This window comes from Streptomyces sp. NPDC048254 (assembly GCF_043201895.1).
Taxonomy (GTDB): Bacteria; Actinomycetota; Actinomycetes; order Streptomycetales; family Streptomycetaceae; genus Streptomyces.
The window spans coordinates 571,561-586,236 of record NZ_JBICZJ010000005.1 but is presented as its reverse complement, the minus strand read 5'-3'; the positions used below and the strand labels follow the sequence as shown (position 1 = coordinate 586,236).

Below are 14,676 nucleotides of genomic sequence, written 5' to 3'. Positions count from 1 at the left end.
CGGTCGTACCCGCGCTGACGGTCCTGCGCGCGTGGAAGGGGCGCACCCGCGAACGGGTGCGCCCCTTCTGTGTGCCTGGGCTTCAACAGCCCGGTGGGACCTGGTCAGTCCGCTCAGTTGTGGCCGAAGCTCTTCTGCTTCTTGCGAGCAACATCCGCCGGGCTGCCCTGGATGTGCGACACCGGCGAGTCGTGGGACTCCGTCGACGTACGCTGCGGGTGCTCGTGGGTCTGCTCGGACTGCGGGGTGCGGTTCTGGGAGCCACCCTTGCGGTTCTTGTTCTTGGCCATGGTGATCTGCCTCCTGTGGGGGATCTAGGGGCCGAATTCAGATTCACATAGGCTGACAACGGACGCATTTCGGATAATTACCGTCTGTGACAGGGTTTGTCGGAGAGCAAGGTGCCGAAACGCCACGCCGAAGATCGAGTTCGGGCCGTTAACCCCCGCGCCGTCGGGCAGACTCGAAGGAAGCCCCGAAAGCAAACCTCCCGGAAAGAGGGTGAGTCGCGTGGACCGCTGCATCGTCCTGGTGGACGCCGGGTATCTGCTGGGTGCCGCCGCCAGTCTCCTCGCCGGTGAGCCCTCCCGATCCCGGATCACCGTCGACCACGCCGCGCTCATCCAGGCGCTGCGCGACCGCGCGGAATCCGACACCGAGCGTCCACTGCTGCGCATCTACTGGTTCGACGGCGCCCCCGACCGCGTCCCGCAGCCGGAGCACCGCCGGCTGCGCGTGATGCCCCGGGTGACCGTCCGGCTCGGCGCGCTGACCCGAAGCGACGGCCGCTGGGCGCAGAAGGGCGTGGACGCGGCCATGCACGCCGAGCTGACCGAGCTGGCCCGCAACCGCGCCTGCTCCGATGTGGTGCTGGTGACCGGAGACGGCGATCTGCTGCCGGGCATGATGGCCGCGAAGGAGCACGGGGTCGCCGTGCACCTGTGGGCCGTGCAGGCCGCCGACGGGGACTACAACCAGTCAGAGGACCTGGTCGCCGAGGCCGACGAGCGGCGGGTCCTGGACCGCGCGTGGATCACCCAGGCGGTACGGGCGAAGGAGCTGACCGGGGTCTGTGCGCCGCCGCCGGCGCCGCGGCCGGAGATCGCCGCGATCCTCTCCGCGCCGCTGCCCGACTCGGGGCTGGCGGCCGCGGCCGACCCGGGGGCCGAGGAGGCCGACCGGGCGCCGGTGGCGAGCGCGGCGGAGAACGGGGCGGTCGAGCGGGTGCCCGCGCCCAAGGGGGTGCCCACGCCGAAGGACCTCGCCGCGCTGCGGGCGCCGGGCGGGCAGCCGGTCCAGAATCCGGCGACCACCGCGACCCTGCGATGGTCCTCCGACAAGGGGTGGGTGGACCGGCCGGGGGCCGTCGCGGAGCCCGCGGAGGCCGCCTCCATGCCGACCCTGGCGCAGCTGACGACCGCGGAGCAGCGGTGGGCCGACCGGGAGGAGGACATCACGACCGTCGGCGGGGATCCCTTCGAGGTCGGACAGGTGTTCGCACGGCGGTGGATCTCGCGGCTGGGCGACCAGAACCACGTGCAGAAGCTGTCCGGGATGTATCCGCGGATTCCGCATCGGATCGACGGGGAGCTGCTGCGGTACGCGGCCCGGTTCGGGTTGCTGGCCCACAAGGACGACCAGATCGACGAGCACGACCGGTACGCCATTCGGGCGGGGTTCTGGCGGGAGATCGATGTGCCGGCGGGGGCGGCCGAGCATGCACCGGCCGAATGAGTGAGCCCCGGGGCGCGAGGCCGACGGCCCCAAAGACGAGTAAACGGGGGCGACCCCGTAGTCTCGTCCCTTGTGAGTACGGGCGTGGGTCGGGCACTTCGGCAGCAGAGTGACGTGGTGTGTGCCGTGCGTGGGCTGACCAAGACCTACGCCGCGGTCAAAGGGCGGCGTGGGACCCCCGCGGTGCCGGAGGTCCGGGCCACCGACCAGGTGGACCTCGATGTCCGGTGCGGCGAGATCTTCGGGCTGCTCGGGCCGAACGGCGCCGGCAAGTCGACCCTCGTACGACAGCTCACCGGGCTGCTGCGGCCCGACACCGGCACCGTCGAGATCCTCGGGCACGACATCGTGCGGCATCCGGAACGGGCCGCGCGGATCCTCGCCTATCTCGGGCAGGAGTCCAGCGCCCTGGACGAGCTGACCGTGTCCCTCGCCGCCGAGACCACCGGGCGGCTGCGCGGCCTGGACGTACGGCGGGCCCGCGCCGAGCGGGACGCCGTGCTCGAGGAGCTGGGGCTCGGTCCTCTCGCCGGGCGGGCGATCAAGAAGCTCTCCGGAGGGCAGCGGCGGCTGGCCTGTTTCGCCGCGGCCCTGGTCGGGGAGCGGCCGTTGCTGGTGCTCGACGAGCCGACGACCGGGATGGATCCGGTGGCCCGGCGGGCCGTGTGGGCCGCCGTCGACCGGCGGCGGGCCGAGCACGGCGCGACCGTCGTCCTGGTCACCCACAACGTGATCGAGGCCGAGACGGTCCTCGACCGGGTCGCGGTGCTCGACCAGGGTCGGGTCATCGCCTGTGACACCCCGGCCGGGCTCAAGGAACGGGTCGCCGGCGAGGTCCGGGTCGAGCTGGTGTGGCGGGAGCGGGCCCCGCTGGACGTGCCCGAGGTGGCCGTCCTGCGGGAGCGTGCCGTCGAGTCCGGCCGGCGCTGGACGCTGCGGCTCGCGCCCGAGGAGGCGCGCGCCGTCGTCGCCACGGTGACCGGCGGGGCCGCCTTCGCCGCCCTGGACGACTTCACCCTCGCCACGCCCAGCCTGGAGGACGTCTATCTGGTGCTGGGCGGCGCCGCACGGCAGGGGCTGGTGAAGGCATGAGCGTGAACGCCGGGGCGACCGGGCCCGTACGGGAAGGCGCGGCGGCCGTACGTGCCGTGGATGCCGTTGGGAAGAGGAGCTGCGCGACGTGAGTGTCGTACCCGCGGAGGTTCTGCCGGGCGGTGCCCTGGCCCTGGACGAGACGGCGCCGCGCCCGGCGGTCGAGCTGGGCCCGCGTGCGCGTCTGTGGCCGTCGCTGGTGGCCGTCTACCGGGCGCAGCTGTCCCGCGCCCGGGTGGCGCGGATCCCGCTGCTGTTCGTCGCGACCTTCCAGTCCGTCGGCATCATGATCATGATGCGGGGGGTGGTGGACAGCCGCGGTGAGGCCCAGTCCGTGGTGGCGGGGTCGTCGGTGGTGGTCGTCGCCTATGTGGCCCTGAACCTGCTGGCGCAGTACTTCGGGCAGCTGCGGGCGAGCGGCGGCCTCGACCACTACGCCACGCTGCCGGTGCCGCCGGCCTCCGTGGTGCTCGGGGCGGCCGCGGCATACGCCTCCTTCACCGTGCCGGGGACGCTGGTGACGGCCGTCTTCGGGTGTGTGCTGTTCGGGCTGCCGCTGAGCAACCTGTGGATTCTCCTCGCCGTGATCCCGCTGGCGGGTGCGGCCCTGTCCGGGCTCGGCGCGGCCTGCGGGCTGCTCGCGTCACGGCCCGAACTCGCCACACTGCTGGGGCAGTTGGGCATGTCGGCGGCGCTGCTGCTCGGGGTGCTGCCACCGGACCGGATGCCGGGGATCATTCAGCTCGCGCGCGACCTGCTGCCTTCGACGTACGGCGTGGAGGCCTACGCCCGGACCTTCGGGGCGCAGCCGGACTGGGCCGTCGTCCTCGCTGACCTGGGCGTCTGTGCCGGCGTGGGGGTCGTCTCGCTGGCCGTCGCCACCTGGGCGTACCGCCGGGCCGCCGTCCGGTGACGCGCCGCACAGAGCGGCCTGGCACGATGTCAGGGTGACCGCACCGTTGACGCCGCCTCCGCCGCCGCACGACCAGTCCTCGCACCAGGCCTGGCAGGCGCCGCCGCCTGCCGGGACGGTCGAAGCACAGTACGGACAGTACGGACAGGACGGTCCCGGGATGAAGACCGAACTGCGTCAGGCCGCGGTGATCGTTCTCGCGGTGGCGGTGAGCGGGGCGCTGCTCGGGCTGCTGTGGTGGTGGCTGGCGCCGCATGTGCCGCTGGTGGGGGACGAGTCCAGCAAGGGCTGGGTGGTCTACCTCAAGGACACCGAGGGAGAGCAGGCGGTGGGGGTGGACGGCACGTTCACGCTGCTGGCGCTGGCCTTCGGCGCGGTGAGCGCGGTCGTGGTGTTCCTGTGGCGGCGGGCCGCGGGCGTGCCGCTGGTGGTGGCGCTGGGGATCGGGGGAGTGCTCGGGTCGCTGCTGGCATGGCGGCTGGGGGTGTGGCTGGGGCCGGAGCAGGACGTGATCGCGCATGCGAAGGCCGTCGGCAAGGGGGTGACGTTCTCGGCGCCGCTGAAGCTGGGGGCGAAGGGGGCGCTGCTGGCGTGGTCGCTGTCGGCGTTGCTGGTGCATCTGGGGCTGACGGCGCTGTTCGGCCCACGGGATCCGGAGCCGCCGTACGGGGACGGACCGTACGCGGCTCCGCCGGCCTAGGTTTTTCGCCCCCCGCCGCCCCTACCCGTCCCATCCCAGGGGGCTGCGCCCCCTTCAACCCCCGCCCGGCCCGAACGGCCTTGTCCTCAAACGCCGGACGGGCTGAAGAGCGAGGCGGGGTGAGCAATCTGGGGGCGCGGGGACCCGCTATGCCGGACGGCGACCGTGGTTCGCGTGGCCCTTCTTCGAGCGCCACTTCCGTTTCCGTGTCTTCTTCGACATGTCTCCCGTAATTAACCGAGAACGGGAGCTTCGTCGAGAGGTCACGCACGCCCGATGGGCGCCAGGGTCGCGTTCGTCAGGTCGGCCAGGGACGTCGGGGACAGTTCGACCTCCAGGCCCCGGCGGCCCGCCGAGACGCAGATCGTGGGGTGCGACGACGCCGACGCGTCCAGGACCGTGGGGAGCTTCTTGCGCTGGCCCAGCGGGGAGATGCCGCCGCGGACGTAGCCCGTGGTGCGCTCGGCCAGGGCCGGGTCCGCCATCGCCGCGCGTTTGCCGCCGACCGCCGTCGCCAGGGCCTTCAGGTCCAGGCTGCCCGCCACCGGCACCACCGCGACCGTGAGCGCGCCGTCCACGTCCGCGACCAGGGTCTTGAAGACCCGGTCGGGGGACACACCCATCGCCTCCGCCGCCTCCTCGCCGTAGGACGGGTGGGAGGGGTCGTGGTCGTAGGAGTGGACGGTGAAGTCCACGCCCGCCGCGGTCAGGGCCACCGTCGCCGGCGTGCCTCCGGACTGCTGCTTCTTGTTCGGCTTCTTCGGCATGGCAGGACCCCGGCTCAGTTCAGACTCGTCGGCGCCCGCGTCAGCTCCGCCGCGGGCAGTGACGGCAGGTTACGGATGATCGCCGTCTCGGAGCGAAGCAGTTTCAGCTCGTCGCGGAGCCGGGAGGCGGTGTCGGGAGCCTGGAGCAGCCGCTGCTTGGTGGGGATGTCGTGCATCATCGCCGCCGCGACCAGGTAGGAGACCACGGACGGTTCGTCGGGAAGCTCGACGCCCGTCGACAGTGAGCGCTCCCGCGCCCCCGCCAGCCGCTTCTGGTACTGACGGAAGGCCCGCAGCACCCCCTCCGCCAGCGCGCCCGCCTCGTCGCCCGGTTCCTCCGGCAGCTCCTCCAGCTCGGCCGTCAGGAACGGCCCCGACGCGTCGACGGAGACCAGCCGCACCCGGCTGGTCCCGGTCGCCAGCACCTCGAACGTGCCGTTCGCCCGCTCCCGGATCGTCGCCGCGTCCGCCACACAGCCCACCCGGTGGAAGGACTTGAGGGGGTCGGGCCCGAAGCCGGCCGCCGGACCCCGGTCGGGTTGGGCCGTCGGATCCGGCATGCCCGGCGCGCTCGGTGCCACCTCGTGGCCGTCGCGGATCGCCACGACGGCGAATCGGCGCGGTTCCTCCTCGGGGGTCTTCAGCAGATCGCGCATCATGGCGCGATAGCGCTCCTCGAAGATGTTCAGCGGCAGCACGAGCCCCGGGAACAGCACCGAGTTCAGCGGGAAGAGGGGAAGACGGACGGTGGTCACGGCGCCCCAGCCTAGTGGTCATCGGCGGGAACATGTCCGCCGTGCTCGGCCCGTGGGCGCCCCGCGCTCCGCTGCGAGGGGACCGGACCGGTCTCGGGGAGGGGTTCCGTACCGGCCAGCAGGTGCGCGCGCAGCCGTACGAAATGGCCCAGCGGGTCGTCGGACAGGCGGTCCCAGGGGAACGACGTGACGTACGGGCCGATCAGGTGCAGCTGGGTGCGGGCGGCCTCCCAGCGTTCCAGCCGGACCAGGAGGTACATCAGCTTGTTGCGGACCTCGGCCGGCCAGGGGTCGGCCGACGGGAGCCGGGCGGAGAGCGCGATCGCCCGGTCGGCCGCCGCGTCCAGGCGGGCGCGCGGCACCACCGGCCCGCAGCCGTCGGTGAGATAGGCGAAGGCCGCCCGGGCCGGGAGGGCCTGTACGAGGGAGTCGGCCGGGGCGTCCTGGGCGGCCAGGTCGGCGAAGTCGAAGCACTCGCTGTGCGAGCCGTGCCAGTACGTGCCCAGATAGCGCACGGCCGCCACATGGCAGCCGTGGTGGTGCGGGGCGCGGCGGACCGCCGCCTCCCACAGCTCCTCGAAGTACTTGTGACCGGCGTTGGAGCCGCGTGCGTGGTCCAGCGCCACCCGCCACGGCACCGGGTCGCGGTCGTCGCCGCGTGCGGCGGCCGTGATCAGCGGACTCACCGCGCGTAGCAACTCGGTCCGGGCCGGGGAGGGCCAGGCCTGGTCCACCGCCAACTGGGCCCGCAGCAGGAGCAGGTCCGGGTCGTGGGGGGCGGCCGTGGACCAGTCGTCCAGCCACTCGGCCCGGGAACGGGCGAAGAGGGCGAGCCGGTGCACGTACCGGTCCCGTGCCTCCCACTCGGCCTCGGCCCTGGTGCCGGCCAGCAGCCTCGCGGCGGGCTGGTACTCGCCCCGGCCGGCCGCGACCAGCACGGGGGCGAGCCGCTCGTCGGGCGCGTCGAGGAAGACCTCGTCGTCGGCCGGGAGCGGGCCGAGGGCGGGGCGCGGGGCGGTCCTTGCGGTCCGTGCGGAACGGAACAGCGCACGCAGCGAAGCCATGGTGTCGCCATTGAAAGTCCGGGGATCGAGCGCGCGCCAGACCACCAGGCCAACTCCGCGAAAGTTGTACGGTTCCAGGTCAAGGGAAGGTAAAAGGTGAGGGGTGCTCACCTGTTGAGCACCTGTCAGCCGCGGCCGGCCGCGGCTACCCGCGCCTCAGCAGCCGCGTGGCCCCCGCCGCCACCGTCGTCGCCAGGATCCAGCCCAGCAGGATCATCGCGGCGGCCGCCCACTGCCAGCCGCCGCTGAGGCGCCACTGGCCGGCCTGGCCCAGGTCGATCACCGGCAGCAGCAGATCGAGGACGAACAGCGCCGGATCCCAGACCGGATGGCCGCCGGAGCCCATCGGCGGATGCGGGGCGTGTGCGAAGGCGAGCGTGCCCGCCGCCCAGAGCACCGCCATCCACACCGCCGCCCGGCCCGGCCGGTAGCCGTAGGCCACCGTCAGGTCCTGCGCGTACCCCCAGAACTTGGCGGCCACCGGCAGCGTCTCGCGCCGTCGGCGCTGCTTGGCGAGCTGCACCTCGCGCGCGTCCTCGTCCTCGCCGGCGGCCCGCAGCACGGTCGCCAGCCGCTCGTACGGCTCCGGGTTGTACTCGGCGGTCGCCGCCGCCACCCAGTCCAGGCGCCGGGTCAGCGGGAACCGGCCCTGCGGGACCAGGTTCTCGTACACGAAGCCGCCCATGTGCAGCCGCCCGGGGCCCGGCCAGCTGGCCGCCCCGTCCACCAGGTTCACGGTCCGGGCGCCCGACAGCACCACCCGGCCGCGCTGCGGCTCCTCCCCGAGGAACCGCAGCTCCGGCGCCTGCACCCGGCGCAGCGACAGCTCCTGGTCGTCCGTGAAGGTGAACCGCGCCCGCTCCAGGTCGACGGCGTCCCCGAACCGCCCGTCGTCCAGCCGGATCCCGCCCTGGCACTCGAACCGCTGGATCCGGGTCCCGCGTGCCGGGGTCGTGCCGCTCTGCCAGGGGCCGCCCACCCCGGCCGGGGTCAGGTACAGGGTGCGGCCGACGGTCAGCTGGGGCGCGTTCAGCGCGAACCGCCCGTGCGGATTGCGCAGCCGGGCCCCGCGCAGGCTCAGTGAGACGCCCACCTTGGCGCTGCGCAGGCTCAGCTCCCCGTACGACTCCAGGAGCTCCGCCTGCAGATCCTGCCCGACGGTCATGCCGTCCGCCGCGATCGACCGCCCGCTGCGGTCCCGGTAGACCACCGCCTGGTTCAGCAGCAGATCGGTGCCGATGTGCGCGTCGGTCAGCCGGACCCCGGCGAGGAAACGGCAGCGCGGCAGATGCAGGTCACCCTCCGTGCGCACCCGGGCCGCCTCGAGGCGCGGCACCGCACAGTCCACCAGTCGCACGGTGGTGAAGTGCGCCTCCGGCAGCAGGACCTCGTCGTCGAACCGGCAGCCGCGCAGCTCCACGTACGGGGTGACCGTGCCGCCCGCCAGGTCCAGCGCGCCGGTGATCCGCAGGCCGGCCAGCTTCAGCGCGGGCACCCGGCCCGCGAGCGCCGGCGGCCCGTCGAGCAGCAGCCAGCAGACGATCCGTGCCCGCACGGTCCGCTCGGGGCCCCAGGGATGGCCGCCGTGCGGATCGTCCACCTGCACGTCGCCGCTGCTCAGGTCGTACACACTGCCGTTGCGGAAGGCCTGCCACATCCCGGCCTCGGCCGCGGTCAGATCGTCCGGCAGTTCCCCGTCCCGGACCCCCTCGGTCACGGCTCTTCCTTCTTCCTCAGCTACTCGCCAGTCAGGTGTTCGTGCAGCGGTGATGCCCGCTCCGTCACCCCTCGAACACAAGAAGTGAAGGTGATCTTCCGGGTTCCGGCCAGGCTATGTACCGGCCGTTGGCTCACGTTCTGTATCAGCCATTGATACGCGCGAACGGGCCCGGAGTGCCGTCTGAGAGAATTGAGCCTGTGATCTCTCGTATCGATCTGCGCGGCGACGCCCTCCCCGAGGGACTCGCCCTGCGCGACCTGCTGCCCCGAGCCGACTTCGACGTCTCGGCCGCCCTGGAGAAGGTGCGTCCGATCTGCGAGGCCGTGCATCATCGGGGCGACGCGGCGCTGATCGACTTCGCCGAGAAGTTCGACGGGGTCACCCTGAAGCAGGTGCGGGTCCCCGCCGAGGCCCTGGCCAAGGCGCTGGAGGAGCTGGACCCGGCCGTGCGCGCGGCCCTGGAGGAGTCCATCCGGCGCGCCCGTCTCGTCCACCGAGAGCAGCGCCGGTCGAGCCACACCACCCAGGTCGTGCCGGGCGGGTCCGTGACCGAGAAGTGGGTGCCCGTGGAGCGCGTCGGGCTGTACGCGCCCGGCGGACGGTCGGTCTACCCGTCCTCCGTGGTCATGAACGTGGTGCCCGCGCAGGAGGCCGGCGTCGAGTCCATCGCGCTCGCCTCGCCGCCGCAGGCAGACTTCGGAGGCCTGCCGCACCCGACGATCCTCGCCGCCTGCGCCCTGCTCGGCGTCGACGAGGTGTACGCGGCCGGCGGTGCCTCCGCGGTCGCGATGTTCGCGTACGGCACCGAGTCCTGCCCGCCCGTCACCATGGTCACCGGCCCCGGCAACATCTGGGTCGCCGCCGCCAAGCGCTACTTCACCGGCCGGATCGGCATCGACGCCGAGGCCGGCCCCACCGAGATCGCGGTGCTCGCGGACGCCACCGCCGACCCGGTGCACGTCGCCGCGGACCTGATCAGCCAGGCCGAGCACGACCCGCTGGCCGCCGCCGTCCTGGTCACCGACTCCGTGGAACTCGCGGACGCGGTGGCGAAGGAGCTGGAACCGCAGGTCGCGGCCACCAAGCACGTCGACGACCGGATCGTCCCGGCGCTCAAGGGCAGGCAGTCCGCGATCGTCCTGGTCGACGGCGTCGAGGAGGGCCTGCGGGTCGTCGACGCGTACGGCGCCGAACACCTGGAGATCCAGACCGCCGACGCCGCGGCGGTGGCCGACCGGGTCCGCAACGCGGGCGCGATCTTCGTCGGCCCCTGGGCGCCGGTCTCCCTCGGCGACTACGCGGCCGGGTCCAACCACGTGCTGCCCACCGGCGGCTGCGCCTGCCACTCCTCCGGGCTGTCCGTGCAGTCCTTCCTGCGCGGCATCCACATCGTCGACTACACCGAGGACGCGCTGGCCGAGGTCGCGCACCACGTGGTCACGCTGGCGGACGCGGAGGACCTGCCGGCACACGGCGCTGCGATCAAGGCGAGGTTCGGGTGGAAGGTACCGGCGAGCAAGTGAACTTCGGAATCGACGATCTCCCCGTACGGGACGAGCTGCGCGGCAAGTCCCCCTATGGCGCGCCCCAGTTGGACGTCGCCGTACGGCTGAACACCAACGAGAACCCCTACCAGCTGCCCGAGCCGCTGGTCGAGCGGATCGCCGAGCGGGTGCGCGAGGCCGCCCGGGACCTGAACCGCTACCCCGACCGGGACGCGGTCCAGCTCCGCACCGAGCTGGCCAGGTACCTGACCAGGACCGGGGGCCACCCGCTCGCCGTGGAGAACGTGTGGGCGGCCAACGGCTCCAACGAGGTCATCCAGCAGCTGCTGCAGACCTTCGGCGGACCGGGCCGGACCGCGATCGGCTTCGAGCCCTCGTACTCGATGCACTCGCTGATCGCGCGCGGCACCGGCACGGGCTGGATCCCCGGTCCCCGCGAGGACGACTTCACCATCGACGTCGAGGCCGCCACCCGCGCGATCGCCGAGCACCGGCCCCACGTCGTGTTCGTCACCACCCCCAACAACCCCACGGGCAACGCGGTGCCGGCCGAGACGGTCCTCGCGCTGTACGACGCGGCCCAGGCGGCCCGGCCGTCCATGGTGATCGTCGACGAGGCGTACGTCGAGTTCAGCCACGGCGCCTCGCTGCTGCCGCTGCTCGAAGGTCGGCCGAATCTCGTCGTCTCCCGGACCATGTCGAAGGCCTTCGGTGCGGCCGGCCTGCGCCTCGGCTACCTCGCCGCGCACCCCGCGGTGGTGGACGCCGTGCAGCTCGTCCGGCTGCCGTACCACCTGTCGGCGATCACCCAGGCGACCGCGCTGGCCGCCCTGGAGCACACCGACACCCTGCTGAAGTACGTCGAGCAGCTGAAGACCGAGCGGGACCGGCTGGTCGCCGAGATGCGGGCGCTCGGCCTGGAAGTCACCGAGTCCGACGCCAACTTCGTGCAGTTCGGACGGTTCGAGGACCCCCACCGGGCCTGGCAGGGGATCCTCGACCGCGGGGTCCTGGTCCGCGACAACGGCGTGCCCGGCTTCCTGCGGGTGTCCGCCGGAACCCCCGAAGAGAACGACGCGTTCCTCGACGCGGTACGTGAAGTCAAGAAGGAGCTGGACGCATGACCCGCGTAGGGCGCGTGGAGCGCACCACCAAGGAGACCTCGGTCCTGGTCGAGATCGACCTCGACGGCACCGGGAAGACGGACATCGCCACCGGCGTCGGCTTCTACGACCACATGCTCGACCAGCTCGGCCGGCACGGCCTGTTCGACCTCACCGTGAAGACCGACGGCGACCTGCACATCGACTCGCACCACACCATCGAGGACACCGCCCTCGCCCTCGGCGCCGCCTTCAAGCAGGCGCTCGGCGACAAGGTCGGCATCTACCGCTTCGGCAACTGCACGGTCCCGCTGGATGAGTCCCTCGCCCAGGTCACGGTGGACCTGTCCGGCCGCCCGTACCTCGTGCACACGGAGCCGGAGCAGATGGCCCCGATGATCGGCGAGTACGACACCACCATGACCCGGCACATCCTGGAGTCCTTCGTGGCACAGGCCCAGGTCGCCCTGCATGTGCACGTGCCCTATGGGCGCAACGCACACCACATCGTGGAATGCCAGTTCAAGGCGCTCGCCAGGGCGCTGCGCTATGCCTCCGAGCGCGACCCGCGTGCGGCCGGCATCCTCCCGTCGACGAAGGGCGCGCTGTAAAGCCATGACCGGGCTGTCCACCATACTGATCGTTGTCGGCCTCTTCCTGGTCGGCGGAATCATCTCCTTCGTCAAGCAGAAGATGCCCACCAGCCTGATCGTGCTGCTCTCGATCGGCGCCGCGATGTGCCTGGTGGCGGGCGTCGTGAGGCTGGAGGTGTGGAATTGAGCGGATCCGCCAAAAAGGTCGTCGTCTTCGACTACGGCTTCGGGAACGTCCGCTCCGCCGAGCGGGCGCTGGCCCGTGCCGGGGCCGACGTCGAGATAACCCGTGACTTCGACAGGGCGATGAACGCGGACGGCCTGCTGGTGCCGGGTGTCGGCGCCTTCGCCGCCTGCATGGAGGGCCTGCGCGGGGCCCGCGGGGACTGGATCATCGACCGGCGGCTGTCCGGCGGACGGCCGGTGATGGGCATCTGCGTCGGCATGCAGATCCTGTTCGCGCGCGGCATCGAGCACGGCGTGGAGACCGAGGGTCTCGACGAGTGGCCCGGCTCGGTCGAGCCGCTGCGGGCCGAGATCGTGCCCCACATGGGCTGGAACACCGTGGACGTACCGGCCGGCTCCGAGCTGTTCTCGGGTCTGGACGCCGACGCCCGCTTCTACTTCGTGCACTCCTACGCCGTCCAGGACTGGTCGCTGGAGACGCACAACGCCGCGCTGCGGGCCCCGCTCGTGACCTGGTCGACGCACGGCAAGCCGTTCGTGGCCGCCGTGGAGAACGGCGCCCTGTGGGCCACCCAGTTCCACCCCGAGAAGTCCGGCGACGCCGGCGCCCAGCTCCTCACCAACTGGATCGGAACACTGTGAGCAAGCTCGAACTCCTCCCCGCCGTCGACGTCCGCGACGGCCAGGCCGTCCGCCTCGTGCACGGCGAGTCGGGAACCGAGACCTCCTACGGCTCCCCCCTGGAGGCCGCCCTCGCCTGGCAGCGGTCGGGCGCCGAGTGGCTGCACCTGGTCGACCTGGACGCCGCGTTCGGCACCGGCGACAACCGCGAGCTGATCGCCGAGGTCGCCGGCGCGATGGACATCAAGGTGGAGCTGTCCGGCGGGATCCGGGACGACGCCTCGCTGGCGGCCGCCCTGGCCACCGGCTGCCGCCGGGTGAACCTCGGCACGGCCGCCCTGGAGAGCCCGGAGTGGGTCGCCAAGGTCATCGCCGAGCACGGCGACCAGATCGCGGTGGGCCTGGACGTCAAGGGCACGACCCTGCGCGGCCGCGGCTGGACCCGTGACGGCGGCGACCTCTACGAGACGCTGGCCCGCCTCGACCAGGAGGGCTGCGCACGCTACGTCGTCACCGACATCGCCAAGGACGGCACCCTCCAGGGCCCGAACCTGGAGCTCCTGAAGAACGTCTGCGCGGCGACGGACCGGCCGGTCGTGGCCTCCGGCGGCGTGTCGTCGCTGGACGACCTCCGTGCGCTGGCCGAGCTGGTACCCCTCGGTGTCGAGGGCGCCATCGTCGGAAAGGCCCTCTACGCCAAGGCGTTCACCTTGGAAGAAGCACTGGAGGCAGTGTCCCCGTGAGCGAGCTGCGACGTGTCACGACGGGCGCGCCCTGGGAGGACGCCTTCGGGTACTCCCGCGCGGTGGAACTGCCCAACGGCCTGGTGCTGGTCTCCGGCTGCACCTCCATAGTGGACGGCGAGATCGCCGGGGGCGGCCCCTACGAGCAGACGGTCAACTCCTTCAACGTCGCGTTCGCGGCGCTGGGGCGGCTGGGCCTCGGCCGTGACGATGTGGTGCGGACACGTATGTACGTCACCCACGCCCGGGACGTGGACGATGTCGGACGCGCCCACAAGGAGCTGTTCGACTCCGTCCGGCCGGCCGCGTCCATGATCATCGTCTCCGGCTTCGTGGACCCCAGCCTGGTCGTCGAGGTCGAGGTGGAGGCGTACCGAGGGGAGGCCACGGCATGACCCTGGCGGTCCGAGTCATCCCCTGCCTGGACGTGGACAACGGCCGGGTCGTCAAGGGCGTCAACTTCCAGAACCTGCGGGACGCGGGCGACCCGGTCGAGATGGCCAAGGTGTACGACACGGAGGGCGCCGACGAGCTGACCTTCCTGGACATCACCGCGTCCTCCGGCGACCGCGAGACCACCTACGACGTGGTGCGCCGCACCGCCGAGCAGGTCTTCATCCCGCTGACCGTCGGCGGCGGGGTGCGCACGGCCGAGGACGTCGACAAGCTGCTGCGGGCGGGCGCCGACAAGGTGGGCGTCAACACGGCCGCGATCGCCCGCCCGGACCTGATCCGGGAGATCGCGGAACGCTTCGGCCGCCAGGTCCTGGTCCTGTCGGTGGACGCCCGCCGCACCCCCGAAGGCACCTTCGAGGTCACCACCCACGGCGGCCGCCGCGGCACCGGCATCGACGCGGTCGAGTGGGCGCACCGGGCCGCCGAGCTGGGCGCGGGGGAGATCCTGCTCAACTCGATGGACGCGGACGGCACCAAGGACGGCTACGACCTGGAGATGATCGCGGCCGTCCGCAAGCACGTCACCATCCCGGTGATCGCCTCCGGCGGCGCGGGCCGGCTGGGCGACTTCGCCCCGGCGATCGGCGCGGGCGCGGACGCGGTCCTCGCGGCCTCCGTCTTCCACTTCGGCGATCTGCGGATCGGCGAGGTGAAGCAGGCGCTGCGCGAGGCGGGACATCCCGTGCGGTGACGCTGCGCTGAAGCCTTGGCCCCGGTGCCCTCG

At 72.3% G+C, this 14,676-nt stretch carries 17 protein-coding genes; 12 read left to right on the top strand and 5 right to left on the bottom strand.

Annotated features, from left to right (window positions below; all coding sequences use genetic code 11):
- Positions 1–113 precede the first annotated feature (113 nt).
- Entirely contained in the window at positions 114–290 is a 177-nt protein-coding gene (locus ACGFZQ_RS18025; protein ID WP_382545699.1) for a hypothetical protein, read from the bottom strand.
- Between the two features lie 220 nt (positions 291–510).
- On the opposite strand from ACGFZQ_RS18025, the gene ACGFZQ_RS18020 reads away from it, so the two are divergent.
- The 4 genes from ACGFZQ_RS18020 (at position 511) to ACGFZQ_RS18005 (ending at position 4,439) form a co-directional block, all read left to right on the top strand.
- Entirely contained in the window at positions 511–1,734 is a 1,224-nt protein-coding gene (locus ACGFZQ_RS18020; protein WP_382545702.1) for an NYN domain-containing protein, read from the top strand.
- Between the two features lie 117 nt (positions 1,735–1,851).
- The gene (locus ACGFZQ_RS18015) at positions 1,852–2,826 is read left to right on the top strand and encodes an ABC transporter ATP-binding protein (RefSeq protein ID WP_393841180.1); all 975 of its coding nucleotides are present in this window, start codon (positions 1,852–1,854) and stop codon (positions 2,824–2,826) included.
- 88 nt (positions 2,827–2,914) lie between these two features.
- On the top strand, positions 2,915–3,739 hold the full coding sequence (locus ACGFZQ_RS18010) for an ABC transporter permease (protein WP_382545707.1): 825 nt from the start codon (positions 2,915–2,917) through the stop codon (positions 3,737–3,739).
- A 34-nt stretch (positions 3,740–3,773) separates the two neighbouring features.
- Positions 3,774–4,439, top strand: coding sequence for an AAA family ATPase (locus ACGFZQ_RS18005; RefSeq protein ID WP_393841179.1), 666 nt, complete (start codon positions 3,774–3,776; stop codon positions 4,437–4,439).
- Between the two features lie 263 nt (positions 4,440–4,702).
- Here ACGFZQ_RS18005 and ybaK read toward each other — a convergent pair whose 3' ends face one another.
- The 4 genes from ybaK to ACGFZQ_RS17985 all read right to left on the bottom strand — a co-directional run bounded on the left by ybaK (position 4,703) and on the right by ACGFZQ_RS17985 (position 8,742).
- The gene (ybaK, locus tag ACGFZQ_RS18000) at positions 4,703–5,206 is read right to left on the bottom strand and encodes a Cys-tRNA(Pro) deacylase (protein WP_365798715.1); all 504 of its coding nucleotides are present in this window, start codon (positions 5,204–5,206) and stop codon (positions 4,703–4,705) included.
- 14 nt (positions 5,207–5,220) lie between these two features.
- Entirely contained in the window at positions 5,221–5,961 is a 741-nt protein-coding gene (locus ACGFZQ_RS17995) for an LON peptidase substrate-binding domain-containing protein (RefSeq protein ID WP_351732544.1), read from the bottom strand.
- An 11-nt stretch (positions 5,962–5,972) separates the two neighbouring features.
- Positions 5,973–7,025, bottom strand: coding sequence for a hypothetical protein (locus tag ACGFZQ_RS17990; protein ID WP_393841178.1), 1,053 nt, complete (start codon positions 7,023–7,025; stop codon positions 5,973–5,975).
- A 145-nt stretch (positions 7,026–7,170) separates the two neighbouring features.
- A complete protein-coding gene (locus ACGFZQ_RS17985; RefSeq protein ID WP_393841177.1) occupies positions 7,171–8,742 on the bottom strand; it encodes an oxidoreductase in 1,572 nt (523 codons plus the stop codon).
- 200 nt (positions 8,743–8,942) lie between these two features.
- On the opposite strand from ACGFZQ_RS17985, the gene hisD reads away from it, so the two are divergent.
- Genes hisD through hisF form a run of 8 tightly spaced genes read left to right on the top strand, consistent with a single transcriptional unit; the run spans position 8,943 to position 14,643 of the window.
- Positions 8,943–10,268 carry a histidinol dehydrogenase gene (gene hisD, locus ACGFZQ_RS17980; protein ID WP_393841176.1) on the top strand — a complete coding sequence of 442 codons (1,326 nt, stop codon included), beginning with the start codon at positions 8,943–8,945 and terminating at the stop codon, positions 10,266–10,268.
- Entirely contained in the window at positions 10,265–11,374 is a 1,110-nt protein-coding gene (locus ACGFZQ_RS17975) for a histidinol-phosphate transaminase (protein ID WP_351732556.1), read from the top strand. Before hisD ends, ACGFZQ_RS17975 begins: the two co-directional genes overlap by 4 nt.
- Positions 11,371–11,964 (top strand): imidazoleglycerol-phosphate dehydratase HisB, encoded by a 594-nt coding sequence (hisB, locus tag ACGFZQ_RS17970; RefSeq protein WP_351732559.1) that lies wholly within the window; start codon positions 11,371–11,373, stop codon positions 11,962–11,964. The genes ACGFZQ_RS17975 and hisB overlap by 4 nt, the downstream gene beginning before the upstream one ends.
- Before the next feature lie 4 nt (positions 11,965–11,968).
- Positions 11,969–12,133, top strand: a complete 165-nt coding sequence (locus ACGFZQ_RS17965) for a hypothetical protein (protein ID WP_351732562.1) — start codon at positions 11,969–11,971, stop codon at positions 12,131–12,133.
- Positions 12,124–12,774 (top strand): imidazole glycerol phosphate synthase subunit HisH, encoded by a 651-nt coding sequence (gene hisH, locus ACGFZQ_RS17960; RefSeq protein ID WP_393841175.1) that lies wholly within the window; start codon positions 12,124–12,126, stop codon positions 12,772–12,774. The genes ACGFZQ_RS17965 and hisH overlap by 10 nt, the downstream gene beginning before the upstream one ends.
- Positions 12,771–13,496, top strand: a complete 726-nt coding sequence (priA, locus tag ACGFZQ_RS17955) for a bifunctional 1-(5-phosphoribosyl)-5-((5-phosphoribosylamino)methylideneamino)imidazole-4-carboxamide isomerase/phosphoribosylanthranilate isomerase PriA (protein ID WP_351732568.1) — start codon at positions 12,771–12,773, stop codon at positions 13,494–13,496. Before hisH ends, priA begins: the two co-directional genes overlap by 4 nt.
- Positions 13,493–13,891, top strand: a complete 399-nt coding sequence (locus tag ACGFZQ_RS17950; protein WP_382545735.1) for a RidA family protein — start codon at positions 13,493–13,495, stop codon at positions 13,889–13,891. Before priA ends, ACGFZQ_RS17950 begins: the two co-directional genes overlap by 4 nt.
- Positions 13,888–14,643: an imidazole glycerol phosphate synthase subunit HisF gene (hisF, locus tag ACGFZQ_RS17945; RefSeq protein WP_351732574.1), complete on the top strand. Its 756-nt coding sequence runs from the start codon at positions 13,888–13,890 to the stop codon at positions 14,641–14,643. The genes ACGFZQ_RS17950 and hisF overlap by 4 nt, the downstream gene beginning before the upstream one ends.
- Positions 14,644–14,676 lie beyond the last annotated feature (33 nt).